The sequence below is a fragment of the Cellulomonas pasadenensis genome (assembly GCF_047229365.1).
Classification (GTDB): domain Bacteria; phylum Actinomycetota; class Actinomycetes; order Actinomycetales; family Cellulomonadaceae; genus Cellulomonas.
The window spans coordinates 1-2,253 of sequence record NZ_JBFTEP010000247.1; the positions used below are offsets into that span (position 1 = coordinate 1).

Annotated in this window: 2 protein-coding genes; one reads left to right on the forward strand and one right to left on the reverse strand. The window is 77.1% G+C overall.

The window, feature by feature from the left end; genetic code table 11:
* The coding region (locus AB6N23_RS18160; protein ID WP_412867360.1) for a DNA-3-methyladenine glycosylase family protein at positions 1-742 on the reverse strand (742 nt) is incomplete at its 3' end.
* 361 nt (positions 743-1,103) lie between these two features.
* Here AB6N23_RS18160 and AB6N23_RS18165 point away from each other — a divergent pair.
* The coding region (locus AB6N23_RS18165) for a mechanosensitive ion channel family protein (protein WP_412867361.1) at positions 1,104-2,253 on the forward strand (1,150 nt) is incomplete at its 3' end.

The window sequence follows — 2,253 nt, forward strand, 5'->3', positions numbered from 1 at the left end:
CGCCGAGCGCGCGCCGCAGCACCAGGTCGCCGGCCGGGTAGGCGTCCCGGTCGCCGAGCGCGCGCAGCGCGACGACGTCCGCCGTCCACGGGCCGACGCCGCGCAGGGCCAGCAGCGCCCGGCGCACGTCCGCGGCGGGCGCACCCGGCGCGAGCACGAGCCCGTCCGTGCACGCGACCGCGATCGCGTGCATGGCGCCGGCGCGGGAGTGCGGGACCCGCAGCACCGCCTGGAGCGTCACCGGGTCGGCGGCGGCGACCGCCTCCGCCGTCGGGTAGGCGCGCAGCCCGCTCGGGTGCGGCGCCCCGTACGCGTCCGCGAGCCGGCCGCCGAGCGTGCGTCCCGCGCGGAGGGAGACCTGCTGCGTGAGCACCGCCTGCACGGCCGCCTCGAACCCGTCGGGGTGCCCGAGCACGCGCAGGCGCGGGCGCGTGCGCAGCAGCGGGCCGAGCACGGGATCCCCGCCCAGCGCGCGGTGCACGTCGTCGAGGTCGTCGTCGAGGCCGAACCACCGGGCGAGCAGGCGGCGCAGCGCGGGGTCGGTGACCGCGGCCGGGTCGTCGGCCGTCGCCGTCGCGCCGGCGTCCGTGAGCGTGACGGTGACAGGCACGGGGCCGGCGCCGAGGTCGACGAGGCGGCGGACCGTGCCGGCGGCGACGTCGACCTCCTCGACGCCGGGCACGGCGCGGGCCGCCAGGGACGCCAGCGCGGGGGCGGCGGCGAGGGGCGCGGGCACGTGCACGCGGCCACGGTACGGCCCCGTCCCGACATGCGGACATTCTGGACGTCACGGTCGCGCGGGGGCGCAGGTCAAGGGCGGGTGCGACGCGGGTCTGGTCCGCGTCCGGAACTGGTCACCCGTTCGAGATGCGCGGGTGAAGTGCCGGTGCCATGCTGACGACAGCCGATCGGGAGACGCACCGACCGGCCAGCCGCGGGTCACGACCTCTCGTCCGTCCGCACGCGACAAGGGTCCGGCGAGAGCCGGGCCGCCCGTGAGGGTCAAGGAGTCCGCCACGCCTCGTGCCGGCGAGACGGCTCCTCACCGGGTCCCGCCCCCAGCGCCGGGGGCGGGACCGGGTCGTCCTTCCTACCCTGGACGGGTGCCCGACATCCCGACTCCCGCCCTCGCCGCAGCCACGCCCAGCCCCACGCCCGAGGTCGTGCAGGACGTCGTCCGCGGGGTCGGCGACGTGGTCGTGCCCCTCGTCGCCGTCGCGGGCGGCGTGGTCGCCGGCTACCTGCTCGCGACGCTGATCGGTCTGGCCGTGCAGCGTGCGGCACCGCGCAGCGCGCTGGCCGCCGACCTCTCCCGCCGCTCCCGGCGCCCGCTGCGGGCCACGCTGCTGGTCGTCGCCGTGTGGGTCGCGCTGCGGCTCAGCACCGACCCGGCCGACGCCTGGCGGCCGGGCGTCGAGCACGCGCTGCTGATCGCGCTGATCGTGGCGCTCACCTGGCTCGTCGGGTCGCTGGCGTTCGTCCTCGAGGACCTCGCGCTGCAGCGGTACCGGGTCGACGTGAAGGACAACCGGCACGCGCGGCGCGTCCGCACGCAGGTGCAGGTGCTGCGGCGCATCACCGTCGCGGTGCTCGTGGTCATCGGCGTCGCCGCCGTGCTCCTGACGTTCCCGGGTGCGCGCACGGTCGGGGCGAGCGTGTTCGCGTCGGCCGGCCTCATCTCGATCGTCGCCGGCCTCGCGGCGCAGAGCTCGCTGGCCAACGTGTTCGCGGGCCTGCAGCTCGCCTTCACCGACGCGATCCGCGTCGACGACGTCGTCGTGGTCGCCGACGAGTGGGGGCGCATCGAGGAGATCACCCTCACCTACGTGGTGGTGCACGTGTGGGACGACCGGCGCCTCATCCTGCCCTCGACGTGGTTCACGACGACGCCGTTCGAGAACTGGACGCGCCGCGCCGCCGAGCTGCTCGGCACGGTCGAGCTCGACGTCGACTGGGAGGTCCCCGTCGACGCGATGCGCGCCGAGCTGACGCGGCTGCTGTCGGTCACCGACCTGTGGGACGGGCGCGTCGGCATCCTCCAGGTGACCGACGCCGTCGGCGGCGTCGTCCGCCTGCGGGCCCTCGCGAGCGCGGTCGACGCGCCGACGCTGTTCGACCTGCGCTGCTACGTGCGCGAGGGGCTCGTCGCGTGGCTCCAGCGCGAGGCGCCGCAGGGTCTGCCGCGCACGCGCTGGGAGGGTGGCGCATCCCCGGCGCGGCCGTCCGGCGTGCCCACGCCGCCCGGGACGGACG